Source organism: Nonomuraea sp. NPDC001684 (assembly GCF_053596515.1).
Window position 1 is genome coordinate 1 of sequence record NZ_JBSFGJ010000591.1, and the last position, 4,779, is coordinate 4,779.

Below are 4,779 nucleotides of genomic sequence, written 5' to 3' on the forward strand. Positions count from 1 at the left end.
GATGGGGATGGGGTGGTGTGGCGTAATCGGGTGTTGGCGAGGTGGTTGGTGGAGGTGGGGAGGGTTCGTCCGTTGGTGATTGTTTTTGATGATTTTCAGTGGGCGGATGTGGCGTCGTTGGAGTTGTTGCGGGATGTGGTGGCGTTGGTGGGGGGGATGGGTGGGGTTTCGGTGTCGGTGGTGGTGGGGTTTAGGGATGGTGTGGTGGGGCGTGGGGTGGAGGAGTTGTTGGGGCGGTTGGGTGGTTATGGGTTGAGGGTGCGGTTGGGTGGGTTGGGGGTTGCTGCGGTGGGGGAGATCGCGCGGGGTTTGGGGGTGGTGGTGGATGAGGGGATGGTGGGTCGGCTGGCGGTTCGGACTGGGGGGAATCCGTTTTTTGTGCGGGAGAGTGTGCGGTTGTTGGGGTTGGGTCGGTCGTTGGATGAGGTGCCTGATGCGGTGGCGGGAGTGGTTCGTCAGCGTTTGGGGGTGTTGGGTGTGGGGGTGGGTGAGGCGTTGCGGATCGCCGCGGTCATCGGCCGCGCATTCGACCCGTCCGTGGTCGCCGAAGTCGGCCCCGCGGAGACGTACGAACTCCTGGACGAGGCCGCCCAGGCCGGAGTGATCGTTCCGCAGGGCACGCGGTTGGCCTTCACCCACGACCTGGTCAGAGAGACCCTCCTGCGCGACCTCCCTCCCTTCCGCAGGGCCGGCATCCATCGGGACCTGATGGCCGCGTTGTCCGCCCGTCCCGGGACCGACGTGGAGACCGTCGCCTATCACGCGGTCGAGGCCGGACCGGCGGCGCGCGAGGACGCGGTGCGTTGGGCGCGGGCGGCCGCCGAGCAGGCGGGCATGCGCCTGGCCTACGAGGAGGCGGCGGCCTGGTGGGCGTCGGCGATCAAGGCGCACGACGCCTCCGGAGGCGATCCGGAGACTCACGTGGACCTGCTGTTGCGGCAGGTCCGGGCGCTGCTGGAGGCCGGGGACGCGGTCGGCGCCCGGCGGGCCAGAGCCGACGCCCTGCGCGCCGCCGACCGGGCGCCCAACCGCCCCGACCTGGCCACCCGCGCGCTGGCCGCGCTGGACGCCCCCGCGCTGTGGACGCTGCGGGACCCGTACGAGGCCGTCGAGCTGCACCTGGTGCACCGCTTCGAGACCGCGCTCGAACGGGCGGGCGACAGGGACGGCCCGCAACGGGCCCGGCTCCTGGCCGGCCTCGCCCAGGAGCTGTACGACGGCAGCGGCGATCCCCGCAGCGACGAGCTCTCGGCACAGGCGGTCGAGATGGCCCGGCGTCTGGGCGACCCGCACCTCCTGATGCGCATGCTGAACGCGCGGCATCTGGCCCTGCCGCAGCCGCTGCACATCCCGGAGCTGATGAAGATCGCCGACGAGCTGCACGAGCTGGCGGCGGATCTGCAGGCGCCGGCGTTCGAGCTGCTCGCCCAGATGATGCACACCCACTACCGCCTGGAGCTGTTCGACGTGGAGGGCGCCGACCGGGCGGCGGCGCGGAGCGAGGAACTGCTCGAACGGCTGCCGCTGCCCTGGCCGCGTTTCCAGCACACGATGTGGCGGGCCAACCGGTTCGCTCTGGAGGGCCGCTTCGACGACGCCGAGACCTTGCGTGCCAAGGCCGGACGCCAGGCCGGGAAGATCGGGGTCTGGCATGCCGGGCCCGCTGTCGCGATGGGGCGCCTGGCGTCGCGCTACCAGGAGGGCACGATCGGGGCGGCGGGATCGCTGATCGACGAGATCGAAGGCATCCATCCGACGATGGACCACGACGCCCGGATCCTCCAGCTGTGCGCCCAAGGCCGCCGCGAGGAGGCGCGTGCCCTCGTCGCCCGTGGCTGGCCTTCGCCGCCTCTCGACTGGTCCTGGCTGTCCACGACCTGCCTGCAGGCCGCCGCCAGAGCGGCTGTCGGCAGCGCCGAGGACTGCCGAGCCGGCCATGCGGCGCTTCTGCCGTACGGCGGGCGGATCTCCACGCTCTCCGCGGTGGTCTGCATGGGACCGGTCGACTGGTACCTGGCCCTGCTCGCCTCGGCGGCCGGCGACCAGGCCACGGCTGCCCGGCACCTCGACGACCTGCGACGGCTGACCGGCCGGAGCGGTCTGCTGTGGTGGCACGACCGTGCGGAGACCGCACTGCGCGCCCTGCCGCCCGCGTAAGATCCGACCTGGCCGAGAGCTGAACGGCACCGGGGGCGTCCGCCTCCGGTGCCTACTCGCCGGCCGGTGCGTACGGCGCGCTTCCGCGAACCCGGCGACGCCCTGATATGTCGCATCAGGGGCCGTGGTCGTCACGCCACCGCTTGGTGGCGATGCCCGCCATGACCACCGACACGACGTCCTGGGCAAGTTTTGGCGTGATGAGCAGGTGCCCGAAGAGCACGCGGTAGTACGTGGTCGAGGCAAGCACGTCCAGCAGAAGATCGATGTCCGCATCGGGCCCGGATGTCACACCGGTCGATGCGGCGACGCAGCGCCGGTTCGCTCGTACCGGCGTGGGTGGCCACCGCCTCCAGCGTGAGGCTGCGGGCCGCCGCCGGCCTTCGACCCCGGCCCCTACCGCTGGCCTCACGCGATGGAATGCGGCATCAACCACCTCAAGCAGAACCGCGGCATGGCCACTCGCTACGACGAGCCACACTGCTGACGGTCATGCGGCCGGACTGGGGCAGTCGCCAAGCCGTGGCCGGCCGCCTGTGCTTCGCCGAGCACCGCCTGGAACTCTCCCTGCCGCAGCTCTGCCTGCACACCGTCACCGCTACGGTCGCCCCCAACTCGGCGCCAGACTCCTTCATCCGCACCACTCCGGCCGATGCGCTCCGCCACCTGGCCGGTCCTGAGCGCACCTCCGAGACGATCGCCCAGCTTCGCCGCCACCTGGTCGCAAAGACGACCCACCCAGCCCCGGCCTCCGAGTCACTGGCGTCAGAGCCACCGACGGCCGGTGAATGTGACGATCCGGAACTGGTCGCCGCCGAACGGGCGATGCTCGCTCAGGCGATGGCCGAGGCCCGCCGCAAGCACGACATGCGGCTCTGGGCCAGGAGTCAGCGCTCCGGCGAGCACCCCGAGGACGTCCCGCACGCGCCGGACGGGTTCGCTGGTGACGATCTCGCAGGAGCATGACAGTCGATCCGCATGTGCCCGGCATGCGGGAGCCAGGGACCGGTCGGAATCGGCAGCGGGGGGCTGGTGCTCTGTCGCCGCCGATAGGAGGGGGCGGATGGGAAGGGGCATTACTGAGACCGTTTCGGCGGACCGCCCGCGGGACGGGGGAGAGCGGCGGTCGTGCCGGGGCGATCAGGGATGTTCGGAGGACAGGGCCAGTAGCGCGGCGGCCAGGGCTCGTCCGCGAGCTGGAGCGTGCTGCGGGTCGCCGAGCCGGATGCGGGTGTCGTGGTGGTGCAGCACGATGGTCCCGTCCGGCTCCCGGGTGACGGTCTGGATGGCGGCGTCGGGCAGTACCACGCCGCTCACCCCGTCGCCGAGGTCGGAGCTCAGGTCGATCGGCTCGGGCAGCGTCAGACTGGCGGCGGCCTGGGCGGTCTCCAGCCGGGTTGCGGTGACAGCCGCCTCCAGCGCCGCGGCGCTTGCCCTGCCGCTCTCGTCGCGAAGCAACTCACGCAGCCGGTCGGCCTGCTCCCGCACCGCGGCGGTCTCGACTCGGGCCTGGGCAGCGGTCTGACGTTCCTCCTCGGCGCGTCCTTCGGCGGTCTCGACCTTGCCCGCCAGTTCTGAGAGAGCCGTGGTTGCGCCGGCCAGCTCTCGCTCGCAGGCGGCGAGTTGCGTCTTCAGGGTGGCCAGCTCGGTGGTCAAGAGGCCGGCCTGCTTCTCGGCGGATTTACGTTCGGCCACGGCCTCATCACGCTGGCGCTGGGCCTCCTGCGCCGCGGTGTCGGCGCTGGCGCGCGCGGCCCTTTCCTGTGCCACCTGATCGCGGGCCTGACGCTCGCGTTCCTCGGCAGTGTTGGCGCGCTGTTCTGCCGTGTCCGCCCGTGCTTCCGCCTTGTCGGCGCGCTCAGCGGCCCGTGCCGCGCGCTCTTCGGCGGCCTGCTCACGTCATCCGATGCGCTTGTGCGCCGGCTGGCTGGCCGTAGTCGGGGCGTCGGTAAGAAACGTGTCATGAGCCCCAAACGAGCGGCTCGCCAGCCCGAAGCCTCTCCAGGACCTGCTTTGATCTTGTGCGAAATCGATCGTTTCTGAGACAACCTGCGGTCACGGCTCGACTCCCGGCGTTCGACCTCGCGACAACGCCTCATAACCCGCGTACGTAATCTATGTTTCAATAGTATCGGGCAAGCCCGTTTATGAGACAATATTCAGGTGAGCAGGATCGGCTACGGGCGGGTGTCCACCCGCGACCAGAACCCCGACAGCCAGCGCGACGCCCTGAGCGAGGCTGGTTGCGACCGGATCTTCGTAGACAAGGCATCGGGAAAGGTCGATCGACGCCCTGAGCTCGACAAGGCGCTGGACTACCTCAGGCCTGGCGACACCTTCGTCATCACCCGCTTGTCGCGCGCCGCCCGGTCGCTGCGCCACCTGTTGGACTTGGCGGCGCAGCTCCGCGGGCGTGAGGTTGATCTCTTGGTGCTCAAGCAGGGCATCGACACCTCCACGCCGGGTGGACGGCTGCAGTTCCACATGTTCGGTGCCTTCGACGAGTTCCTCCGCGAACTCATCGTCGAGGGCACCCTCGAAGGCCTGGCCTCGGCCCGAGCACGCGGCCGCGTCGGCGGGCGGCCCCCGGCCCTGGACGCCCACGGCGTGGAGATGGCCCGC

5 protein-coding genes are annotated in these 4,779 nt (G+C 70.6%); 3 read left to right on the plus strand and 2 right to left on the minus strand.

Annotated features, from left to right (window positions below; genetic code table 11):
* Window positions 1-468 precede the first annotated feature (468 nt).
* Window positions 469-2,157, plus strand: coding sequence for a hypothetical protein (locus ACWCSD_RS47940; RefSeq protein WP_397166799.1), 1,689 nt, complete (start codon window positions 469-471; stop codon window positions 2,155-2,157).
* A gap of 115 nt (window positions 2,158-2,272) precedes the next feature.
* Here the strand turns inward: ACWCSD_RS47940 and ACWCSD_RS47945 are convergent, their stop codons facing one another.
* Window positions 2,273-2,407, minus strand: a complete 135-nt coding sequence (locus ACWCSD_RS47945; RefSeq protein WP_397166800.1) for a hypothetical protein — start codon at window positions 2,405-2,407, stop codon at window positions 2,273-2,275.
* Between the two features lie 242 nt (window positions 2,408-2,649).
* Here ACWCSD_RS47945 and ACWCSD_RS47950 point away from each other — a divergent pair, with 242 nt between their 5' ends.
* Window positions 2,650-3,123 carry a hypothetical protein gene (locus ACWCSD_RS47950; protein ID WP_397166801.1) on the plus strand — a complete coding sequence of 158 codons (474 nt, stop codon included), beginning with the start codon at window positions 2,650-2,652 and terminating at the stop codon, window positions 3,121-3,123.
* 174 nt (window positions 3,124-3,297) lie between these two features.
* Here the strand turns inward: ACWCSD_RS47950 and ACWCSD_RS47955 are convergent, their stop codons facing one another.
* Entirely contained in the window at window positions 3,298-3,927 is a 630-nt protein-coding gene (locus tag ACWCSD_RS47955) for a hypothetical protein (protein ID WP_449925714.1), read from the minus strand.
* 393 nt (window positions 3,928-4,320) lie between these two features.
* On the opposite strand from ACWCSD_RS47955, the gene ACWCSD_RS47960 reads away from it, so the two are divergent.
* Window positions 4,321-4,779 (plus strand): recombinase family protein (locus ACWCSD_RS47960; RefSeq protein WP_449925716.1); only part of this gene is annotated, 459 nt, incomplete at its 3' end.